Raw genomic sequence first — 20,228 nt, 5'->3', positions numbered from 1 at the left:
ACACAACCTTCGTCTGGAGATCAAGCGTGGACCTCGGGCGGGGTCGGCCGAGGCGTCTCCTCGGTCCCGATCACCCGCGCACCGTGGACGGGCCCCTGCGCGACGCGCACGGTGCGGCACACCCCCGCGCCGGCCAGCTCGGCCGCCACCCGGACCGCCGAGTCGGCGTCCGTGCACAGGAACGCGCAGGTGGGGCCGGACCCGGAGACCATGCCGGCGAGCGCGCCCGCGTTCACCCCGGCGCGCAGGGTGCGGCGCAGGTTCGGCCGCAGCGACACGGCGGCGGCCTGCAGGTCGTTGCCCAGCAGGAGGGCGAGCTGCCGGGGGTCCCCGGACGCCAGCCCCTCCAGCACGGCCTCCGCCGCGCCCACCCGGGGCGGGTCGCCGTCGGCGCGCAGCCGGTCGAGCTCGTCGAACACCTCGGGCGTGGACAGGCCGCGCCGGTCGAAGGCCAGCACCCAGTGGAACGTGTGCCGGGCCAGCACGGGCACGATCTGGTCGCCCCGGTCGGTGCCCAGCGCGGTACCGCCGTAGAGCGCGAACGGCACGTCCGCGCCGATCCCGGCGGCGAGCCCGGCCAGCTCGTCGCGGCCGACCTCCAGCCGCCACAGCGACGCGAGGCCGACCAGGGTGGCCGCCGCGTTCGCGCTGCCGCCCGCCATGCCGCCGGCGACCGGGATGGTCTTGCGGATCGACACCCGGACCTTGGGGTCGTCGGGGTCGCGGCCGACGTGCTCGGCCAGCGCCCGCACCGCCCGCCAGGCGAGGTTGGACGGTCCGGTGGGCACGGAGTCCGCGCCCTCGCCGCGCACCTCGACGCCGGGGTCGTCGGCGACGGCGACCGTCACCTCGTCGGTCAGGGACAGCGCCTGGAAGATCGTCACCAGGTCGTGGTAGCCGTCCGCGCGCGGGTCACCGACCGCCAGGTGCAGGTTGACCTTGGCCGGGACGCGGACGGTGACCGGGGGTGGGACTACGGCGAGCACGCCATGAAGCCTACGGGCGTCCGCCGGGTGCTCGCTGCCACCCGGCCGCGACCTGCGCCGGGAGCTTCGGCGGGACCTGCGGGGGAACCGTGGAGAACCCGTGCCCACGGGGTCCGGGCGCGGGCCGGGGTGGTCGAATGCGGGTATGCCGTTCACCGCCTCGCACGTCGCCGCCGTCCTGCCGCTGGCCCGCCGGCCGCTGGTGCCGTCGGCGCTGGTCGCGGGCTCGCTGGCACCGGACCTGCCGTACTTCGCGCTGCTGCGCCCCGTCGGCGGTGACTACACCCACACCTGGTGGGGCCTGGTCGTGGTGGACGTGCCGATCGCGCTGGCCGCCCTGGCGCTGTACCGGGCGGTGCTGCTGCGCCCGCTGCTGGCGCTGGCCCCGGCGGCGGTCCGGTCCCGGGTCGCGCACCTGCCCGCGCCGCGCCTCGGCCCGGCCGCCGCCGCCTCGGCGCTCGTCGGCGTGGTGACCCACTTCGCGTGGGACGCCTTCACCCACCACGACGGCTGGGGCGTGCGGCTGTTCCCGGCGCTGGAGGACGACGTCCTCGGGATGCCCGGTTTCGCGCTGGCCCAGTGGCTGAGCACGGTCCTGGGAGCCCTGGTCACCCTCGCCTGGTGCGCCCGGCAGCTCTCCCGGATGCCCCGCCGGCCGGTCCCGGCCCGGTACGCGCCCCCGGCTCGCCCGGCCCTGGTCCGCACCGCGCTGGCGGTGTTCACCGCCGGGTTCGCGGCGTTCACCACCACCGGCGACAACTCGACGGACGTCCTGGTCAGCGGGTCGATCACGGTGGTGACCGGCGCGCTGGCGGGCGTGGCCCTCTACGGCGCGTGGCGCGCTCTCCGGGGAGAGCGCGCCACCGCGGACCGCTGACTCAGACCGCCAGGACCGACCCGGAGAAGGTGGTCTTGATGTAGTCCTTGACCTGCGGGGACTGGAGCAGGGCGAGCAGGTCCTTGATCCGCTTGTCGTCCTTGAGCTCGGCGCGGGTGACCAGGCCGTTGGCATTGGGGTTGCCCTCGGCCTTCTCCAGCACCAGCGCGTCGGAGGACGGCTTGAGGCCGGCGTCGATCGCGTAGTTGCCGTTCACCACGGAGGCGTCGGTGTCCTCCAGCGACCGGGGCAGCTGGGCCGCTTCCAGCGCCACGAACTCCAGGTTCTTCGGGTTCTCCGCGACGTCGCGGATGGACGGGGTCTTCTCCGCGCCGGCCTTGAGCTTGATCAGCCCGTTGTCGGCGAGCAGCCGCAGGCCCCGGGCCTCGTTGGTGGCGTCGTTGGCCACCGCGACCTTCGCGCCGGACGGCAGGTCGGTGAGCTTCTTGTGCTTCTTGGAGTACACCCCGAGCGGCTCGACGTGCACCGGGCCGATCCACTCCAGCTTCGCGCCGCTCTCCGCCTTGAACGTGTCCAGGTACGGGATGGTCTGGAAGTAGTTGGCGTCCAGCGAGCCGTCGACCAGGGCGGTGTTCGGCTGGACGTAGTCGGTGAACTCGACGACCTCGATCTTGAGGCCCTTGTCCTCGGCGAGGTTGTCCGCCACGTACTTGAGCACCTGGGCGTGCGGGACGGGGCTGACGCCGACCTTCAGGGCCGCTTCCGGGTCGGAGGCGGCACCGGTCTGGCCGCTGCCGCAGCCCACTGCGGTCAGCAGCACGGCGACGAGGGCAGCACGAATGCGCATGTCATTTCCTTTTGCGGAGAGGTGTGTCAGACGGAGGCGTGGCGGCGGCGGTCGACGCCGCGCGCGATGCGGTTGCCCGCGAACTGGATCAGGGTGGCCACGATGGCGAGCACCACGACCGTCGCCCACAGGTAGCGGTCGTTGAACCGCTGGTAGCCCTCGCGCACGGCGAGGTCGCCGAGGCCGCCGCCGCCCACCACGCCGGCCATGGCCGAGTAGCCGAGCAGGGCGATGGCGGTCACGCCGATGGCGTTGACCAGCGCGGGCAGCGACTCGCGCAGCAGCACGCTGCGCACGATGCGGGTGGTGGAGGCCCCGGTCGTCACGGCGGCCTCGATCACCGCGACGTGCACCTCGGACAGGACGTTCTGGACCAGCCGCCCGACGAACGGGATCGCGCCGACCGCCAGCGGCACGATGGCCGCCGTCGGCCCGATCGTGCCGCCGAGGATCAACCGGGTGAACGACATCAACACGATCAGCAGCACCAGGAAGGGCATGGACCGGCCGAGGTCGACCACGAAGCCGAGCAGTTTGTGCACCACGGGCCTGGGCCGCAGCCCACCGGGGGCGGTGAGCTGCAGCCAGACGCCGAGCGGGATGCCGAGAACCACGGCGATCAGGGTGGAGACGCCCACCATGTAGACGGTCTGGCCGGTGGCGACCAGGACGTCGTCCAGCACGGTGGACCAGGGTGTCGCAGACCTCACGCAGCTACTCCCTGGGGCCCTGCCAGTGTTCGGCGCACCGCGCCACCCGCTTCCGAGATCCACTCCAGCGCCGAGTCAGCGCGCTCGCCGGTGAGGCCGACGCGGAACCGCGCCACGGGGGTCTCCCCGAGCCGCGTCAGGCCGCCGCCGAGCAGGTTGAGGTCGACGCCGAACCGGCTGGTCGCCTCGGGCAGCAGCGCGCCGACGGCCGCGAAGCCGACCAGCACGACGTCCGCGACGCGGTCGTACGCGCCCTCGGCGGCCGGGTTCTGGTCCACGGCGGGCAGCAGCGAGGCGGCCGTGCGCGAGGAGGCGTCGGCGACCAGGCTGAGCACCTTGCCGTGCTCGACCACGCGGCCGTCCTCCAGCACCGCGACGTCGTCGCAGATCTTGCGGACCACGCCCATGTCGTGGGTGACCACGAGCACGGTCACGCCGAGTTCGGCGCGCGCGCGGTCGAGCACGGTCAGCACGGAGCCGGTGGTGTCGGGGTCGAGCGCGGAGGTCGGCTCGTCGGCCAGCAGCACGGACGGGCTGGCCGCCAGGGCGCGCGCGACGGCGATCCGCTGGCGCTGGCCGCCGGAGAGCTGGTCGGGGTAGACGCCCGCCTTGTCGGTGAGGCCGACCAGGTCGAGCAGCTCCGCGACGCGGGTGCGGCGCTGCGGGCCGGCGACGCCCGCCGACTCCAGCGGGAGCGCCACGTTGCCGGCGGCGGTGCGCTGGCGCAGCAGCGAATCCCCTTGCGGCACAACGCCGATCTGCCGGCGGGCGGCGCGCAGCGCCGGTCCGCCGAGGGACACCAGGTCGGTGCCGTCGACGCGGATCGCGCCGCTGTCGGGGCGCTCCAGCAGCGCGACGCACCGCGCCAGCGTGGACTTGCCCGCCCCGCTGGGGCCGACGACGCCCAGGACGGTGCCGGCGGCGACGTCCAGGTTCACGCCGTCCAGCGCGCGAACCTGACCGGTACTTCCGGGAAAGGTCTTGGTGAGGTTCTCGACAGTGATCACGATTTCGCTCCACGACTGCACGCGGCAGCGCACGCTCGTGGCGTGCGCGTCCGAAGGCCGGTTCAAGAAGGGTGTCCCGAAAGGGACGACGAGGACTCGAAAATGCGCCGAGGCGGATTAGCTGCGACAGCCCGAAACCGTGCGGCGGCCGTGGTCGACGACTCGCCGGCGCGTGAGCAGCATCCTGGGCACGTGATCCTCCATCGATCCTGGCTGAAGCACCTGCCTCCATGGGGAGGTGGTTGCTGCGGCGTCGTAGAGCCAGGTCTCTCGGCCGCTCGGGATGGCAGCACGAGTACACCTGACGCAGAGGCTTGAACGCAAGCCTGCATGAGGATCGTTCGTCAAATCACACTTTCGGCCGAAAGATCATCGGCTATTGCGGTGAGGAAACCTCGGCTATCCGGACGAAATCTCCGACGTCCAATTGCTCCCCCCGCAGGCCGGGGTCGACCCCCGCCAGCACCAGCAGCCGCTCCGCCTCGGCGGCCGAGCCGGCCCACCCGGCGAGCGCGCCCCGGAGCATCTTGCGGCGCTGCGCGAAAGCCGCGTCCACCAACGAGAACAGCCGCACGCGGTCCACAGTGGACAGCGGCTCGTGGCGGGTGAAGGCGACCAGCGCGGAGTCCACGTTCGGCACCGGCCAGAACACCGAGCGCGACACCGGTCCGGCCTTGCGGGCGTCCGCGTACCAGGCGAGCTTCACGCTGGGCACCCCGTAGACCTTGCTGCCCGGCCGGGCGGCCATCCGGTCGGCGACCTCGGCCTGCACCATCACCAGCCCGGTGCGCAGCGACGGCAGCAGCGCCATCAGGTGCAGCACCACCGGCACGGCCACGTTGTACGGGAGGTTGGCCACCAGCGCGGTGGGCGGGACCGGGAACCGGTCGGCCGTGACGCGCAGGGCGTCGGCCTCGACGACGGTCAGCCGGTCGGCGAGCCCGGGGGCGCGCTCCGCCACCGTCAGCGGCAGCCGGGCGGCCAGCACCGGGTCGATCTCGACGGCGGTCACCGAGGCGCAGGCGGGCAGCAGCGCGAGGGTCAGCGAGCCCAGTCCCGGGCCCACCTCCAGCACCGCGTCGTCCGGGCCGAGGTCTGCCGAGGCCACGATCTTGCGGACCGTGTTCGGGTCGTGGACGAAGTTCTGCCCGAGCTTCTTGGTCGGCCGGACGTCCAACTCGGCAGCCAGCCGACGCACATCAGCCGGCCCGAGGAGGGAACTCCCGGGGCCGGCCGAGGAAGCAGCTTCGGTCACCGCCGGAAATCTACGGCAGGCCGAGCTGCGACCGGCAGTGGGGCCACGCCGAGTACCCGCCGCGCGCGTCGCGCACCTTGGTGGCGATGGCGATCTGCTGCTCGCGGGTGGCCTGGTGGGGGTACGCGGCGTACTGGCCGCCGCCGTTGGAGTCCCACGTGCGCTTGTCGAACTGGAGGCCGCCGTAGTAGCCGTTGCCGGTGTTGATGGCCCAGTTGCCGGTGGCCTCGCACTGCGCGAGCCGGTCCCACACCTCGCCGTCGGGCGGGAGCTTGGTGCCGACCTTGACCTTCTTGGCCTTGGGCTCCTTGGTGACCTTCGCGCCCAGCTTCTCGCGGCCGGTCTCCTTGCCGTTCTTGATGGTCACCCGGTAGGTGACGATCTGCTCGCCCGGCTCGCCCGCCTCGACGGTCTCCTTGGAGCCCTTCATCATCGAGTCGTCCTTGACCTCCTCGACGGGCGGCTCGACGGCCTCCGTCGCGTTGATCACGGACACGCCGGTGCGGCTGATGTGGACCTCGGCGCCGTTGGTGATCCGCAGGTCCCCGGCGGACTCCAGCTTGTCCTCCGGACCGAGTTCGATCTTCTCGGCCTCGATCAGCTCGTCGACCGTCAGCGCGGTCGTGGTGAGCTGCTTGGGCTCGTTGCCGCCGTCGTAGAGCGTGATGGTCTTGAGGCTCTTGACCTCCAGCGACATCCCGCCCAGCGGCACGGCCATGCCCCGGTCGTGGGAGACCCAGGCACCCTCGTCGGCAACCTCGAGCTGGTCGAGCGCCTCGTCCACGGTGACCGAGCGGACCCAGCCCTCGCGCTGCTCGCCGTCGACGGTCATCTTGACCAGCCGGCCCCGGTCGAGCGAGATCTTGCCGCCGTCGCCGACCTTGGCCTGGGGCGACGGGCTGAGCGCGTCGTGCTCGCCGACCGCGATGCCCTCGTCGGCGAGGATCTCGCCCACGGTGGACTCGTAGGTGCGGACGGTCTTGGCCTCGCCGTCCACGTCGACCGTGACGGACTTGTCCATGGCGATGGCGGTCGCGCCACCGCCGGAGATGGTCACCAGCACGGTGGCGACGGCGGCCTTGAGGAAGCGGCGCTTCCACTTCCCGGCGGCCTCGACCAGGGCGGCGGGCGGGGCGCTCGGCTGCTCGGCGGCCTGGCCCTCGGCGGTCCGGTCCTGGGAGACCTCGTCCGGGATGATGATCGGCGGGAGGAGCGTGGTCTCGGCGTTGATGAGCTTGATCAGCTCGTCGACGTCGACGTTGGCGCTCGCCAGCAGGTCGTCCGCGTCGGGTCCGAGGACCTCCAGGACGTCGTCCGGCGTGATGCTGAAGACCGCGGTGTCCCATTCGGACCACCCGGGCTCCGGTCTGTCCAGGACGTCCACGCTGGTGGGCGGCTGCTGGTCGACCTGCACGGGAGTAAACCAGTCGGTGTCCTCGTTGAACGAGTTCACGGGGTTCCATACCTCCTGAAGGCGCGAAGGTCTCGCGCACACGTTCGGTGTCGGCGGTCAGCTCGTGATCTCCGGCAACTCCCGCGTGTGTGGTGTCTTCATCGCTTCTGGTGTGTCACCCGCCCCGACTGCGGGCTGCGCCCCGCGAACGAAACCGGGGGCACGGTCACGGGACCGTAACGGGTGCGCGGGGGTTGTGCAAACACCCCTGCGGGCTCTGTGATTCCAGTCACCCCGATAGGGGAGCAAGTCTGTCCGCCATTCGTCGTAAGCACTACTGCGACTGCACCACGTCACCGAGGTTGAAGACCCGCTCGGCGTTTCGGGTGACAGTTGACGCGAGTTCGGCCAATTCCACGTGACGCAGAGTCGCCAGATCCCGGAGCGTGTAGTTCGCGCAGTACGGCTCGTTGGGGCGTCCCCTGAAGGGGTGCGGTGTCAGGAACGGGGCATCGGTCTCCACCAGGAGGTGGTCGGCCGGCACCCACGCCGCCGCCTCCCGCAGCGCCCCCGCGTTGCGGAAGGTCACCGCGCCCGCGAAGGACAGCACGAACCCGCGCTCCACGCACGCGCGCGCGAAGCGGAGGTCACCGGAGAAGCAGTGGAACACCACTGTGGACGGTGCGCCCTCCTCGTCCAGGACCTTCAGCACGTCGTCGTGCGCGTCCCGGTCGTGGATCATCAGCGCCTTGCCGGAGAGCTTGGAAAGCTCGATGTGCCACCGGAACGCCTCCTGCTGCGCGGCCGGCGGCGAGTAGTCCCAGTAGTAGTCCAAACCGGTCTCACCGATCGCCACCACGCGCGGCCGGGCGGCCAGCGCGGTCAGCTCCGCGCGGTCCGCGTCGGTGAAGGTGGACGTGCGCGTCGGGTGCAGCGCGACCGCCGCGAACACCCGGTCGTCCCACGTGGACGCCTCGGCGGCCCACCGCGCGGACGCCAGGTCGTCGGCGACCGTGATCACCCGGTCGACACCGGCGGCGTTGGCCCGGTCGAGCACGTCCCGCACCTGGTCGGGCGTCTCCGCCCCGCAGGCGTCCAGGTGGGTGTGGGCATCGACCACCGGTGCAGGCAGCACTTCCGGCACCGGTGGCCGCTCACCGCGTCGCTTGGTCACCGCGCGCCGCCCCGGCGCGGGGTGGGGAGGACCGGCCTCACCGGACGATCGGTGCCCACTCGGGACCGACCTCGGCGAGTTCCGGGTCGAGCTTGGCGAACAGCGGCGCGGGCTTGGCCAGCACCCGCCCGACCGGGATCGGCGTGGACTCCCACTTCGCCTGCTCGCCCGCGTAGTCACCGGTCAGCACCGGGTACTCGCGGTCGGGCACGTCCAGGTCGGCGACCTCGGTGATCTGCGGCTGCGCCGCCCACACGCCGGTGCCGCCCAGCGCCTCGTGCACCTTCTGCGCCGAGTGCGGCAGGAACGGCGTGAGCAGCGTGTTCGCGTCCTGGACGACCTGGAGCGCGGTGTGCAGGACGGTGTCCCGGCGGGCCGGGTCGTCCTTGAGCTTCCACGGCTCCTGGTCGGACAGGTACCGGTTGGCCGCGCCGACCACCTTCATCGCCTCGCCCGACGCCTGCTTGAACCGCGAGCGGCGCAGCGCGTCGCCGACCACGCCGAACGCGCCGCGCGAGAGGGACAGCAGCTCGTGGTCGGCGTCGGTGAGCGCGGTCGGCGTCGGGATCGCGCCGACGTTCTTGTGCGCCATCGAGATCGACCGGTTGACCAGGTTGCCCCACTCGTTGGCCAGCTCGAAGTTCGTGCGCCGGACGAACTCGTCCCAGGTGAAGTCGGTGTCCTGGTTCTCCGGGCCCGCCACGGAGATGAAGTAGCGCAGCGCGTCCGGGCCGAACTGGCGCAGGAAGTCCGTCACGTAGATGACGGTCCCGCGCGAGGTCGAGAACTTCGAGCCGCTCATCGTCAGGAACTCGCTGGAGACGACCTCGGTCGGCAGGTTCAGCGGCCCGAAGACGCCGGGCTCGCCGCCCTTCGCGCCCTGGCCGTTCTGGCCGAGCAGCAGCGACGGCCAGATCAGCGAGTGGAAGACGATGTTGTCCTTGCCCATGAAGTAGTAGCCCTGGGCGTCACCGGTCCAGAACTCCTTCCAGGCGTCGTCGTCGCCGGAGCGCCGCGCCCACTCGACCGAGGCGCTGAGGTAGCCGATCACCGCGTCGAACCACACGTAGAACCGCTTGAGCGGCTGGTCGCGCCAGCCGTCCAGCGGGATCGGCACGCCCCAGTCGAGGTCGCGGGTGATCGCGCGCGGGCGCAGGTCCTTGATCAGGTTCTGGCTGAACTTGAGCACGTTCGGCCGCCACTCGGTGCGGGTCTGCAACCAGCCGCCGAGCGCGTCGATGAACTGCGGGAGGTCGAGGAACAGGTGCTCGGTCTCGACGAACTTCGGCACCTCGCCGTTGATCCGCGAGCGCGGGTTCTTCAGGTCGATCGGGTCGAGCTGGTTGCCGCAGTTGTCGCACTGGTCGCCGCGCGCGCCGTCGTAGCCGCAGATCGGGCAGGTGCCCTCGATGTAGCGGTCGGGCAGGGTGCGGCCGGTGGACGGGCTGATCGCGCCCATCTCGGTCCTGGGCACGACGTACCCGTTGCGCCAGAGGGCGAGGAAGAGGTCCTGGACGACCTTGTAGTGGTTGCCCGTGGTGGTGCGGGTGAACAGGTCGTAGGACAGGCCCAGGCCGTGGAGGTCCTCGGCGATGACGCGGTTGTACTTGTCCGCGAGTTCGCGCTCGGTCAGCCCCTCCTTCTCCGCCTGGACGGAGATGGGCGTGCCGTGCTCGTCCGTGCCGGAGACCATCAGCACCCGGTTCCCCGACATCCTCATGTACCGCGAGAACACGTCGGAGGGGACACCGAACCCTGACACGTGACCGATGTGGCGGGGCCCGTTCGCATACGGCCACGCCACCGCGGTCAGCACGGAAGCACTCATGTGCCAAGACTACGGAGGGGCCGCCACCCACTTTCGGGCGGCTCGTTATCGGGCGAGCCCCGCAGTCAGCGCCCGCCACGAGGCAGCCGGGAAGCTGAGGCTCGGCCCGACGTTCTTGGAGTCCCGCGCGAGCACCCTGTGGTCAGCAGACGCCACCTCGACACAGGCCCCGTTGTTGGAGCTGTAACTGCTCTTAATCCACTGGAGCCTGGACACGTGGACCTCCTACTAGTTGCCGTCGAGCAACGTCTCGATGAGCGCGGAGGACTGCTGCGCGGACAGCGCGACCGTACGCAAGTTCTCCACTGCCATCTTATAAGTCCGCACGTCGTCCTGATCCTGCACGTAGACGGCACCGTCGAGGCGTTCGGCGTAGGCGATTGACTGGGCTTGGGCGAAGTCGAGCACAAAGAAGCTGCCGCTGGTGCCGGCGTGCGGCCCGTCTTCGGGGCGGATCACCTGGATCGTCACGTTCCGGCGCTTGGCGAGGGTCAGCAGGTGCTCGTACTGGGCCCGGCGGACCTCCGGCGTGCCGACCTCCAGCCGCAGGGCGGCCTCGCCGATCACGGCGTGCAGTTCCAGCGGCTCGGGCTCGACCAGCCGCTTGGCCCGCGCCACCCGGAACGAGACGAACCGCTCGCTGTGGTCGCGCCGGACGAAGCCGGTGGCCTCGGTGATGGCCTGGGCGTAGTCCTCGGTCTGCAACAATCCCGGCAGCACCATCGGTTCGAAGCAGAACTCCGCCTCGGCCAGGCCCTCCAGGCCCACGAAGGTCTTGAACCAGTCCGGGACGAGGTGGGACCACGGGGCCCACCAGCTCCGCCCCTCGGAGCTGCCGGACAGCGACGCCAGCCGTTCGACGTCGGCCCGGTCCGCGCCGTAGAGGGTCATGAGCTTGGTGACGTCGTCGGGGAACTGCTGGTAGCGGCCCGTCTCCATGTGCCCGACCTTGGCCCGCGTGATCCCGGTGCCCTCGGACGCCTGGACGAGCGTGAGGCCGCTGAGCTTGCGGTAGTGCGTCAGCTCGACGCCGACCAGCCACCGCAGGGCCGAGGGATCGCTTCGAGTCGTCATGCACCGATCATCTCCGAGACGTCTCGCTGGCACATTCACACGATCGGGCAATTTCCATGCGCTAGCCATCTAGCTAACGTCACCGCATGGATCTGCTGTCGAATCTGGAACACGAGGCCCGGACGTGCCGGCCGAGGCTGTTCGCGCTGGTAGGGGTCAGCGCGCGGCAGGACGACGACCCCGGCTTCGTGGCGTGGGGCCTGGAGTTCGAGGAGCCGCCCGGCGCCGTGCTCTGGTCCGAGGGCGGCGGCACGTGGCAGTCGACCAGCGCCCAAGCCCTCCTCACCCGACACCGACCGCTCGGCGACACCCGCCTGGTCTGGCTCGACTGATGGACCCCGCCGCACGACTGACGGACCCCGCCGCTCAGGTGCCGGCGACCGCCGCGTCGTACAGGGCCTTCTTGCTCACCCCGGCCGCCGCCGCGACCTCGGCCGCCGCCGACTTCAGCCGCTCGCCGTCCGCCACCCGCTGCCGCACCTCGGCGACCAGCGACTCCATGGACGGCCCCTCCGCCGGCGCCCCCGGCGCGAGCACCACCGTGATCTCGCCCCGCACCCCGTCCGCCGCCCACTCGGCCAGCTCGCCCAGGCCGCCCCGGCGCACCTCCTCGTAGGTCTTGGTCAGCTCCCGGCACACCGCCGCCCGCCGGTCGGCGCCCAGCACCGCCGCCGCATCGGCCAGCGTCGCGGCCAGCCGGTGCGGGGACTCGAAGAACACCGCCGTGCGCGGCTCGGTGGCCAGTGCTCCGAACCAGCGTTGACGTTCACCGGATTTCCTCGGCGGGAAGCCCTCGAAGCAGAACCGGTCCGACGGCAGGCCGGACACCGCCAGCGCCGTCGTCACCGCCGACGGACCCGGCAGGCAGGTCACCGTCAGGCCCTCCTCGACGCACGCGGCCACCAGCCGGTAGCCGGGGTCGGACACGCTGGGCATCCCCGCGTCGGTCACCAGCAGCACCGTCTGCCCCGCGTGGAGGGCCTCGACCAGACCGGGCAGCCGACTGGTCTCCACCTGGTCGTAGAAGCTGACCACGCGCCCGCCCACCTCGACGTCCAGCGCGGCGGCGAGCGAGCGCAGGCGTCTGGTGTCCTCGGCGGCCACCACGTCGGCGTTCGCCAGGGCGGCCACCAGGCGTGGCGAAGCGTCACCGATGTCGCCGAGCGGAGTCGCGGCGAGCACCAGACGGCCTGATCCGGATACAGGTCTCACACCGTTCACCCTACGATCGGCCCCGTGAGCCTGATCGCACCGCAGTCCGCAGACGACGTGGTAGACGTCGGGGAGCGGCCCCCGACCAGCCCGCCTCCGGGCAACGACCGCGAGCAGCGGGCGCGACTGCTCGACCCCGCCCCGCTGGGCAACGCCCTGCGCGGGTGGCTGGTCACGCTGGCCGTGGCGCTGGTCGGCGGGGTCGTCCGGTTCTGGAACCTGGGGTCCCCGACCGACAAGGGCACCCCGATCTTCGACGAGAAGCACTACGTGCCGCAGGCGGCGCAGGTGCTGCGCAACGGCGGCTACGAGGACAACCCCGGCTACGAGCTGATCGTCCACCCGCCGCTGGGCAAGCAGCTCATCGCCCTCGGCGAGTGGCTGTTCGGCTACGACGGGGTGGGCTGGCGGTTCGCGTCGGCGCTCGCCGGGACGATCGTGATCCTGCTCGTCGTGCGCATCGCACGCCGCCTGACCAGGTCCGACCTGCTGGCCGCGATCGCCGGCGTGCTGCTGATCGCGGACGGGCTGAGCCACGTGCAGTCCCGGATGGGGATGCTCGACAGCTTCCTGGTGCTCTTCGTGGTGATCGCGTTCGCGTGCCTGATGGCCGACCGGGACCAGGTGCGGTCCCGGCTGGCCGTGGCGGTGCGCGAGGGCTGGGCGACCAACTCGGTGTACGGGCCGTCGCTGGGCTTCCGGTGGTGGCGGTTCGCGGCGGGCGTCTCGCTCGGGCTCGCGTGCGGCGTGAAGTGGTCGGGCGCGTGGTACATCGCGTTCTTCGGCGTGCTGACCGTGCTGTGGACCGCCACGGCCCGGCGCTCGGCCGGCGTGCGTCGGCCGTGGATGGGCGCGTTCGTGCGCGACCTGCTGCCGTCGCTGTTCGCGCTGCTGCTGATCCCGATCGTGGCGTACGTGGCGACCTGGTGGTCGTGGTTCGCCAGCGAGACGGCGATCGACCGGCACGTGGTGGGCGTGAAGGTGCCGGGCGACTCGTGGATCCCGGACCCGCTGCGCGCGCTCTGGTACAACAGCACGAACGTGCTGGAGTTCCACACCAAGCTGGTGACGTCGGAGACGAACCGGCACCCGTGGGAGTCCAAGCCGTGGACGTGGCCGATGGGCCTGCGCCCGATGCTCTACTACTACGAGGGCGAGCTGACCGGCTGCGGCACGGCGACCTGCGTCGGCGCGATCATGCTCATCGGCACGCCCGCGATGTGGTGGCTGGCGTTCCCGGTGCTGGGCTGGGCGCTGTGGATGGCGATCGCCAAGCTGGACTGGCGCTACACCGCCGTCCTCGTCGGCTACGCCGCCGGCTTCCTGCCGTGGTTCACCAACGTGGACCGGCAGATGTACCTGTTCTACGCGATGCCGATGGCCCCGTTCCTGGTGCTGGGCATCACGCTGGCCCTGGGCGAGATCCTGGGCCGGGCGTCGGCGGGCCAGGAGCGCCGGGGCACGGGCCTGCTCGTCGTGGCCCTGTACGTGGGCCTGGTGGTGGCGAACTTCGTGTGGCTGTGGCCGATCCTCAACGGCGTGCCCATCACCCCGGAGATGTGGGAGGCCCAGCGCTGGCTCCCGTCCTGGCGCTGACCCCTCCGGGGGCGGTGCGGCCCCCGGAGGACCCCCGGCGTCAGTCGCGGACCTCGACACCCACCGCGAGCTTCGGGGCCGCCGGCTCCGGGCCGTCCTGCGACGACGGAGCCGTGGAGACGAGGGCGGCCAGCACGTCGACGGGCGGCACGAACGCCTCCTCCGGCCGGATGCGCGGAGGAGCCGCCGCCCACGGCTTGAGGTTCTGCACGACGTCCTCGTAGAAGCCGGTGATCGTGCCGAGCACGGAGTCGATGAACGAGTTCCGCCCGGTCCCGCGCTTGGTCCCGGCCGGCGCGGAGTGGGCGACCCGGAAACCCCGGATCTCGCGCGCGGGGTCGGCGACCAGCACGGCCGGATCGGCTCTGACCGTCCGCAGCAGTTCCGAGGCACCCGCACCGCGCGCGTGCAGGGCGAAAGCCTCCAGGCGGAGGGTTTCCGGAGCGTCCTTGAGCTGTCGGACGAGCCAGTTCACCCGGGTCGTCGCACGACCCTCCCGAGGACCGTCCAGGTCGACGTGGCAGCTCACGCGGCCGGCGCGGAGGTCCGCGACGACCTGCAGGGTCCCCACCGTGCCGGGGATCTGGACCCCCGCGGTCAGCCGCCCCTCCCCCACCAGCTGGGCGACCTGCTTCGCCACCCGCAACTGCGGTTCGGCGATCTCCTTGCGGGTGAGGGCGGGCGTCACCTCGGTGCCCAGCCGGCGGCCGAGCTGGAGGCACGCGAACCGGACCAGCGCGTCGAACCGCAGCGCCACCTCGGGAGCCGTCTTGTCGGTGGCGCGCAGCGTGCCGGCGTGGATCGAGTCGCGCAGCGGGACCCAGGACGTGCCCATGTCCTCGAAGGCCATCGCGCCCGATCGCGGGTGTTCCAGGTACCTGATCAGCTCACCGAGGACCCACGCCTGGTCGGGGTCGGCGACACCTCGGTGCTCCTTCTGCACGACCGCTTCGCACAGGACCTGCGTCCACGACCAGTGGTGCAGGGCGACCTTGCGCGTCTTGCGACGATCGACGGTCGTCGGGTGCTGGCCCGGCAGTGCCGGGATCTCGTTCGAAATGGTGATCAGCGCGTCGAACGCGTGCTCCCGGGCGATGTCGAGGTAGTTCTCCAACTGCTCGCGCTGGAGTTCGTTCGTCCCGGTCTTCACCTCGACCAGAGCCGTCCAGGTGCGCTGGCCGCGCACCACCCGGATCAGGCCGTCCGGGATGAACTTCTTCCCGTCGAGGTCGAACGGCACCTCGATGAACGTCTGCACCGAAGCGGCCGGAGCGCCCAGCGGTTGGGTCAGCGTGCGGCCGAACTCCCGGACTGCGGACATCACCGCGAGCAAAGCGGAAGTCGCCCGGCGCTCCTGTTCTTCCGCGCCATTGATCCCCGACGTGGGAATCAGCCTGGCGGCGTGCCAGCTTTCCTCGGAAGACATCGACCACCTCGTCAGCGAAAGCGGAACACGGAGTACCGCGTAATTCGCGGTGCCGACGGATCTCGTTACCGAGCGGATCCGGTGTTCACCCGTTCGCCGCAGCGAGACCGGCCCCTGCCCGGTCAGCGCGGCAGTTCCGTGAACACGGCGTCGCGGGTGCTCTCGAAGATCACCGAGCTGCGGAAGCTGATCACCTCGCGGCGCTCGCCGAGGCGTTCGATGAGGAACGCGTGCAGGCGCTCCAGGTCCTGGACCACGATGTGGATCAGGAAGTCGTCGTAACCCGCGCACACGTACGTCGCCGGCACCTCCGGCAGGCCGGTCAGGGCGACCTGGCCACGACCACGGCCCCGGCGTTCGTCGCGGTCGCGCTGTACGGCCTCGGGACGCGGTCACGCGGCTCACCCGGAAACTTCACCTGATGGCGTGAACCACCAGGGCGGGTCAGCGCACCAAGGGGATCAGCGCACCGGGCGGGTCGGGGGTTCGGGGCGGATGATGCGGGTGACCGGGCCCTCCTTGCTCACGCCCGCCTGCGACAGCCACGACCCCAGTTCGGCCCGGACCGAGGCCAGCGGCGGGCGGCGCTTCGGGTCGGCGTCCAGGGCCGAGGTGAGCAGGCGGTGGTGGGCGCTGTGCTGCGGGAGCTTCACGCACGGCTCGCCCTGCGCGGCGGCCATCAGGGACGAGATCGGGTTCTCCCGCGAGCCGCGCGGCGGGTGGCCGGTCAGCGCGTAGCTCACGGTCGCGGCCAGCTGCCAGGCGTCCGACGCCGGGCTGGCCGCCTCGCCGCGCGCGGTCTCCGGGGCGAGGAAGTCGGGCGTGCCGACCATCATCCCGGTCGCGGTGAGCGTGCTGTCGCCCTTGGACCGGGCGATGCCGAAGTCGATCAGGTGCGCCGTGCCGCCGCCGTCCACGATCACGTTCGACGGCTTCACGTCCCGGTGCAGCACGCCCTGCTCGTGCGCGGCGGCCAGGGCGTCGGCCATGTTGACCCACAGCCGCGCGGCCAGGGTGTCCTGGAGCAGGCCGCTCTTGAGCACCGCGTCGGACAGCGGCTGGCCGTCGATGTACTCCATCACGATGGCCAGGCCGTCCGGGTCCTGCACGATGTCGAACACCCGCACGCAGTTCGGGTGCCGCACCGCCGCCAGCGCCCGCGCCTCGCGCAGCATCCGCTGCTCGGTGTCGTTGTCGGGCGCGTGCGCGAGCTTCACCGCGACGGTCCGGTCGAGCTGGGTGTCCACGGCCAGCCACACGGTGCCGAACCCGCCGCGACCGAGCTGGCGCACCCGCCGGAAGCGCCCGCCCGCCGGGTTCCAGACCTTGCCGTCGGCGGTGGTCGGGGTGGGCATCGGCGAGCTGGCGCCGGGCCCGAAGGGCAGCGGGCCGGGGGTGTCGGCCAGCGGCGCGGGCTGGTGCTCGACGCGCGTGGGCCCGGGACCGCCGGTCTGCTCGACGCGGGTGGGCCGGGGCGGCTCGGCCGGCGGCACGTCGGCGATCCGGGTCGGCGGGTACTGGCGCGGCTGCTGCGCGGGCTGCTGCGTCGGCGGCACGGGCTTGGGCGCCGGCGGGTTCGGGTTGTACGGCGGCACCGGCCGGTACGGCGGGATCTGCGCCGGCTGGTACGGCGGCGGCTTCGGCGGCCCCTGGTACGGCGGCGGGTTGTTGCGCGACGACGCGGCGGACAGCGGCTGCGGCGCCGACGACTGCTGCGCCGACGACGCCGCCGCCGAGGGCTGTGACGACGACGGCTGCGACTGCGGGGAGTTCGGCGTGCCGCGCTCCCGGCCGGGGCGGTTGAGCATGGCGGTAGTCAACCCGAAAATCCGCACCACCAGTGAGCCGATCAGCGCAACCGGGAAGAATCCGAGCAGCAGGTGGCCCACCAGCGTCACCGGCAGTGCCGAGGTGGCTACCAGCAGGACCAGGAACGGCGGCCAGAACACCCGGCGCGGCCAGTTCGGGCCGAGCCGGAAGGCCGACCCCGCCTGGAGCATGACGAAGATCAGGCACAGCAGCGCCAGCACGGCCGTGACGCACGCGGCGACCAGGAACGGCACGCCGGACCGCCCGGTGAACGCGTTCACGATCGAGGGCGCGGTGACCAGGTACTCGGCCTGGGTCAGCGCCAGGCACGGCGAGTCGGTCAGCGACTCGGCACCGGGCAGCCACCCGGCGCGCAGCGCGTTGAACGCGCCGGAGAACAGCACCCACGGCACCACCAGCGTGCTGGAGACGCCGAGGACGGCGAAGATCGCGCCGGTCACCGGGCCGTAGGAGTTGCCGACCACCCGGCGGACCGTGATCGCCAGCAGGGCCGCGACCGTGGGCAGCAGGCCGATCACCGCGCCGAGCGCCGTCGTGGTCCACGCCCAGTCGCCGGGGCAGATCGGGACGGCGGTCCAGCCGTGCAGCCATTCGAGCAGCGACTCGGCCAGCGCCACGCCCTCCACCACCCCTTCTCGTCGTCCCTCAGGGTACGGGTGCGGGCCAAGCCGTCAGGGCCGCACGGGCAACGTGACCGAGCTCCTCGCGCGTCGCGCCGTCCCGGGCGAGCCCGGACATGCCGCGCACGGTGGCACCGACGAAGACCGCCAGCCCGTGCGCCTCGGTGGTGGCGGGCAGCACGCCCGAGGCGACGTCGGCGCGGATCTTGGCCTCCACGGCGTCGATCGCGGCGCGGCGGTGCGCGACCAGCTCGGGGACGCTGAGCAGCAGGCAGCCGCGCGGGCGGGCCGGGTCGGTGTACGCGGTGGCGGCTTCGCGCAGGATGCGCTCGACGGCGGCGCGCGCCGTGGGCTCCTCCCGCAGGGCGAGCCCGGCGAACGCGCCGTACGTGCGCAGGTAGCGCTCGACCACCTCGGCGAACAGAGCCTTCTTGTCGCCGAAGGCGGCGTAGAGGCTGGGCGGGTTGACCCCGGTCAGCCTGGTGAGGTCCGCCACCGAGGTGGCGTCGTAGCCCGCGCGCCAGAACGCGCGGGTGATCAGGTCGAGCACTTCCTCACGGTCGAACCGACGCCTGCGCCCCGCCACGACCCCATTTTATAAGGGCCGCTACAGACCGCACGGTGGCGGTCGACACGCGGGACCCACCGGCCGCAGAACACCGAAAAGCCGGGAACGGCCAGGTGAGGGGCCTGGCCGTTCCCGGTGATAGTGGGGGCGGGGCGCCTCCGCAAACGCCCCGTCATCCCCGGTAGACGCGTGGAAGGGGGGCCCGACGGCCGTCGAGCCCCTCCCCCGCGCGCGAAGCCTGCCGCTAGCCCACGCGCGCCCACAGGGCGGGCACAGCGGGCGGGTCCCAGCCGGTTTGGGACATGTGCCCCTGCAAGCACCTGTACCCGACGCCGCTGTACGTGACGGTGGTACCGGCCGCGTACTGGACGCCTGGCTGCCAGGACGTACCGCCGCCAGGGTTGCTGGTCGTCGTCGTCGGCCCGGTGGTCGGAGTGCCGCCGCCGTCGATGACCAACTGGAGGCCGTAGGCCTGGAGGATGGGGTTCACCGGCTGGAAGTACGTCGTGCCGCCGGATGAACAGTTCCCGGAACCGCCCGAGGTGACGCCCTGGGCCTGGTCGCCGGAGAGCCACGAGCCGCCGGAGTCGCCGGGCTCGGCGCAGGCGTTCGTGCGGGTCACTCCGGAGATCGTGCCCTCAGGGTAGGTCACGGAGGTGTTCTTCTGCTGGATGGTGCCGCAGTGCCACCCGGTCGTGGAGCCGGACCGGCAGACCGACGCGCCGACGGCGGCCTCGGTCGAGCCCTTCACCGGGACGGTGCCGGGGTAGCGGTTGACCAGGCCGCGCATGGTGTTGCCCGCGCTGACCCGGACCCACGCGTAGTCCCGACCCGGGAAGGTCGAGCCGGCGAACGTGCCGCTCGGCTGCGTGGTCGAGGAACCGGTCTTGCCGCAGTGCCCGGCGGTCACGAAGCCGCCGTTGACCGAGAAGCCGACCGAGCAGCGACCGCCGCCGCCCATGTAGTACGCGTTGCCGCCGATCACGTCGATCAGGGCGCGCGGGTTCTCGTCGGACTTCTGGATCTGGACGGCACTGGCGTCCACGCCGCTGGCCGCGACGAACGCTTTGGCGCTGTCGGTGTTGCGGGCGAGCACGACCACGGAGTTGGACTGCACGTCCACGTACCACGCGGGCACGTCCTTGGGCGCGTTCGTGTTCGCGTCGAGCTTGGCCTTCAGCGCGTCGAGCTGGATCTGGCTGCGCTTGACCACCTTGGGCGTCGCACCGGCGTCCTTGACCGCCTGGATCTGCGCCTGGGTGGTGACCGCGACGGTGAACTCCGTGGCGTCGCCGTTGAGCCACGCGCCGGCGAAGTCGGCGCCCAGCTTGGACTTGAGCGACTGCTCGGTGGTGGCCGCCTTGGCCTCGCGGCCGATCCGGTCGCGGGCCTGGTCGGGGCTGATCTTGAAGTCACGCGCCATGGCGGCGATGACTCCGTCTTCCTGTGGTGCAGGGGGGCCGGCGGTCGCTGAAGTGGTGAGAGCTGCTGCCACGCCGGCAGCGCTCAATACCGTGACGGCGACGGCGGCGGCGATGCGTCGAGTCATCCGCTGTCTCCTTGCAGGGGGTGGTGACACTGGATGCGGGGCCGTTGCGACCGACGCTAGCCGGCTGGGGGAGACGGCGGATATGCCAGTAAAGTCATAACGTCAGGTTATGGTCCAGTCCACTTGTGATCTTACGGACCACGTTCACGCAGGCCAGAAGCACACTGCCGGATAGGTCATCCGGTTAAGTCACCAGTGAGGAGTTAACGGGCGACAACCGGCGAGTGACGCCGCGAGGCTGCCCGGCGGCACCGGATGGGCGGTTCGCCCACCCCGCGCACCACCGGCCGGCCACCGGGTGCTGAGCCGGCTGCC

At 71.8% G+C, this 20,228-nt stretch carries 19 protein-coding genes and 1 riboswitch; of the genes, 3 read left to right on the top strand and 16 right to left on the bottom strand.

Translation table 11 applies throughout. The features are described from left to right. Positions 1-20 precede the first annotated feature (20 nt). Positions 21-986, bottom strand: a complete 966-nt coding sequence (locus tag AB0I60_RS25615; RefSeq protein ID WP_360733625.1) for a 4-(cytidine 5'-diphospho)-2-C-methyl-D-erythritol kinase — start codon at positions 984-986, stop codon at positions 21-23. A gap of 145 nt (positions 987-1,131) precedes the next feature. Between AB0I60_RS25615 and AB0I60_RS25610 the strand changes: the two genes are divergently transcribed. Further along, entirely contained in the window at positions 1,132-1,863 is a 732-nt protein-coding gene (locus AB0I60_RS25610) for a DUF4184 family protein (protein ID WP_360733624.1), read from the top strand. 1 nt (position 1,864) lies between these two features. Here the strand turns inward: AB0I60_RS25610 and AB0I60_RS25605 are convergent, their stop codons facing one another. The 9 genes from AB0I60_RS25605 to AB0I60_RS25565 all read right to left on the bottom strand — a co-directional run bounded on the left by AB0I60_RS25605 (position 1,865) and on the right by AB0I60_RS25565 (position 11,112). Next, complete coding sequence (locus AB0I60_RS25605) at positions 1,865-2,671, bottom strand: MetQ/NlpA family ABC transporter substrate-binding protein (protein ID WP_360733623.1); 807 nt, start codon at positions 2,669-2,671, stop codon at positions 1,865-1,867. Between the two features lie 26 nt (positions 2,672-2,697). Continuing rightward, positions 2,698-3,381 (bottom strand): methionine ABC transporter permease, encoded by a 684-nt coding sequence (locus tag AB0I60_RS25600; RefSeq protein WP_360733622.1) that lies wholly within the window; start codon positions 3,379-3,381, stop codon positions 2,698-2,700. After that, positions 3,378-4,388, bottom strand: a complete 1,011-nt coding sequence (locus tag AB0I60_RS25595) for an ATP-binding cassette domain-containing protein (protein WP_360733621.1) — start codon at positions 4,386-4,388, stop codon at positions 3,378-3,380. Before AB0I60_RS25595 ends, AB0I60_RS25600 begins: the two co-directional genes overlap by 4 nt. 197 nt (positions 4,389-4,585) lie before the next feature. Continuing rightward, a riboswitch (SAM riboswitch) is annotated at positions 4,586-4,678 on the bottom strand. Between the two features lie 86 nt (positions 4,679-4,764). Then, the gene (gene rsmA / locus AB0I60_RS25590; RefSeq protein ID WP_360733620.1) at positions 4,765-5,643 is read right to left on the bottom strand and encodes a 16S rRNA (adenine(1518)-N(6)/adenine(1519)-N(6))-dimethyltransferase RsmA; all 879 of its coding nucleotides are present in this window, start codon (positions 5,641-5,643) and stop codon (positions 4,765-4,767) included. 10 nt (positions 5,644-5,653) lie between these two features. After that, positions 5,654-7,096 carry a transglycosylase family protein gene (locus tag AB0I60_RS25585; RefSeq protein ID WP_360733619.1) on the bottom strand — a complete coding sequence of 481 codons (1,443 nt, stop codon included), beginning with the start codon at positions 7,094-7,096 and terminating at the stop codon, positions 5,654-5,656. A gap of 274 nt (positions 7,097-7,370) precedes the next feature. Then, a complete protein-coding gene (locus AB0I60_RS25580) occupies positions 7,371-8,210 on the bottom strand; it encodes a TatD family hydrolase (protein ID WP_360733617.1) in 840 nt (279 codons plus the stop codon). 37 nt (positions 8,211-8,247) lie between these two features. Beyond that, positions 8,248-10,038, bottom strand: coding sequence for a methionine--tRNA ligase (gene metG / locus AB0I60_RS25575; RefSeq protein WP_360733615.1), 1,791 nt, complete (start codon positions 10,036-10,038; stop codon positions 8,248-8,250). A 45-nt stretch (positions 10,039-10,083) separates the two neighbouring features. Further along, a complete protein-coding gene (locus tag AB0I60_RS25570) occupies positions 10,084-10,254 on the bottom strand; it encodes a DUF397 domain-containing protein (protein WP_360733614.1) in 171 nt (56 codons plus the stop codon). A 12-nt stretch (positions 10,255-10,266) separates the two neighbouring features. Then, positions 10,267-11,112, bottom strand: coding sequence for a helix-turn-helix transcriptional regulator (locus AB0I60_RS25565; protein WP_360733612.1), 846 nt, complete (start codon positions 11,110-11,112; stop codon positions 10,267-10,269). An 86-nt stretch (positions 11,113-11,198) separates the two neighbouring features. Here AB0I60_RS25565 and AB0I60_RS25560 point away from each other — a divergent pair, with 86 nt between their 5' ends. After that, positions 11,199-11,444 carry a hypothetical protein gene (locus AB0I60_RS25560; protein ID WP_360733610.1) on the top strand — a complete coding sequence of 82 codons (246 nt, stop codon included), beginning with the start codon at positions 11,199-11,201 and terminating at the stop codon, positions 11,442-11,444. 34 nt (positions 11,445-11,478) lie between these two features. On the opposite strand, the gene rsmI is transcribed toward AB0I60_RS25560, so the two are convergent. Then, complete coding sequence (gene rsmI, locus AB0I60_RS25555) at positions 11,479-12,333, bottom strand: 16S rRNA (cytidine(1402)-2'-O)-methyltransferase (protein ID WP_360733608.1); 855 nt, start codon at positions 12,331-12,333, stop codon at positions 11,479-11,481. A 15-nt stretch (positions 12,334-12,348) separates the two neighbouring features. Between rsmI and AB0I60_RS25550 the strand changes: the two genes are divergently transcribed. Then, a complete protein-coding gene (locus AB0I60_RS25550; RefSeq protein ID WP_360733607.1) occupies positions 12,349-13,920 on the top strand; it encodes a phospholipid carrier-dependent glycosyltransferase in 1,572 nt (523 codons plus the stop codon). A 40-nt stretch (positions 13,921-13,960) separates the two neighbouring features. On the opposite strand, the gene AB0I60_RS25545 is transcribed toward AB0I60_RS25550, so the two are convergent. The 5 genes from AB0I60_RS25545 to AB0I60_RS25525 form a co-directional block, all read right to left on the bottom strand. Beyond that, the gene (locus AB0I60_RS25545) at positions 13,961-15,241 is read right to left on the bottom strand and encodes a hypothetical protein (RefSeq protein ID WP_360733605.1); all 1,281 of its coding nucleotides are present in this window, start codon (positions 15,239-15,241) and stop codon (positions 13,961-13,963) included. A 227-nt stretch (positions 15,242-15,468) separates the two neighbouring features. Beyond that, positions 15,469-15,663, bottom strand: coding sequence for an Lrp/AsnC ligand binding domain-containing protein (locus AB0I60_RS25540; RefSeq protein ID WP_360733857.1), 195 nt, complete (start codon positions 15,661-15,663; stop codon positions 15,469-15,471). Positions 15,664-15,807: 144 nt separating this feature from the next. Continuing rightward, complete coding sequence (locus AB0I60_RS25535) at positions 15,808-17,805, bottom strand: serine/threonine-protein kinase (RefSeq protein ID WP_360733603.1); 1,998 nt, start codon at positions 17,803-17,805, stop codon at positions 15,808-15,810. Between the two features lie 16 nt (positions 17,806-17,821). Next, positions 17,822-18,382, bottom strand: coding sequence for a TetR/AcrR family transcriptional regulator (locus AB0I60_RS25530; RefSeq protein WP_360733601.1), 561 nt, complete (start codon positions 18,380-18,382; stop codon positions 17,822-17,824). 226 nt (positions 18,383-18,608) lie between these two features. Beyond that, positions 18,609-19,913 (bottom strand): alpha-lytic protease prodomain-containing protein, encoded by a 1,305-nt coding sequence (locus AB0I60_RS25525; protein ID WP_360733599.1) that lies wholly within the window; start codon positions 19,911-19,913, stop codon positions 18,609-18,611. Between the last annotated feature and the right edge of the window lie 315 nt (positions 19,914-20,228).

The sequence above is a fragment of the Actinosynnema sp. NPDC050436 genome, assembly GCF_040655415.1.
Taxonomy (GTDB): domain Bacteria; phylum Actinomycetota; class Actinomycetes; order Mycobacteriales; family Pseudonocardiaceae; genus Actinosynnema.
This window is presented reverse-complemented; position numbering and strand designations above follow the sequence as displayed.

Excerpts from the sequence above, each read along its gene's own strand:
- AB0I60_RS25610 (WP_360733624.1), top strand. The coding sequence starts at position 1,132 with ATGCCGTTCACCGCCTCGCACGTCGCCGCCGTCCTGCCGCTGGCCCGC.
- metG (WP_360733615.1), bottom strand. The coding sequence starts at position 10,038 with ATGAGTGCTTCCGTGCTGACCGCGGTGGCGTGGCCGTATGCGAACGGG.
- AB0I60_RS25560 (WP_360733610.1), top strand. The coding sequence starts at position 11,199 with ATGGATCTGCTGTCGAATCTGGAACACGAGGCCCGGACGTGCCGGCCG.
- AB0I60_RS25565 (WP_360733612.1), bottom strand. The coding sequence starts at position 11,112 with ATGACGACTCGAAGCGATCCCTCGGCCCTGCGGTGGCTGGTCGGCGTC.
- AB0I60_RS25605 (WP_360733623.1), bottom strand. The coding sequence starts at position 2,671 with ATGCGCATTCGTGCTGCCCTCGTCGCCGTGCTGCTGACCGCAGTGGGC.
- AB0I60_RS25525 (WP_360733599.1), bottom strand. The coding sequence starts at position 19,913 with ATGACTCGACGCATCGCCGCCGCCGTCGCCGTCACGGTATTGAGCGCT.
- AB0I60_RS25545 (WP_360733605.1), bottom strand. The coding sequence starts at position 15,241 with ATGTCCGCAGTCCGGGAGTTCGGCCGCACGCTGACCCAACCGCTGGGC.